This is a genomic window from Peptoniphilus sp. SGI.035 (genome assembly GCF_050315115.1).
GTDB lineage: Bacteria > Bacillota > Clostridia > Tissierellales > Peptoniphilaceae > Peptoniphilus_A.
On the sequence record NZ_JBNPOJ010000067.1, the window covers coordinates 1 to 335 of the forward strand.

1 protein-coding gene is annotated in these 335 nt (G+C 36.4%); it reads left to right on the plus strand.

The window, feature by feature from the left end:
• On the plus strand, positions 1 to 335 hold a 335-nt coding region (locus ACQRC6_RS09890), incomplete at both ends, for a hypothetical protein (protein ID WP_427848757.1).

Consider the following 335-nt stretch of genomic DNA (forward strand, 5'->3'; position numbering starts at 1 on the left):
ACAAACAATAGAAGAAACAGAGGATGTTATAATCCCATATTTACCAACTGATCCTATTCCGACAAAGGGTTCAGATGATAAGCCAATACCATCTGATTATATAACTGTAACATTTAAGGCACTTCCTGAAGGGGCTGGAAAGGTTAATGTTAAGGATAAATCAGGAGAAACAGTACTAGCAAGAGTAAAACCGGGTACAAATCTTGCGGATTATACTACTATTTCTTACTCTGCGAACCCTGGATGGACAGCACCTGCAAGTTGGGATCCAGCATTAAAAGTTGTAATTAGTAATGAAACATTTACTGCAACATTTACTAAAAATGAAAAGTCAA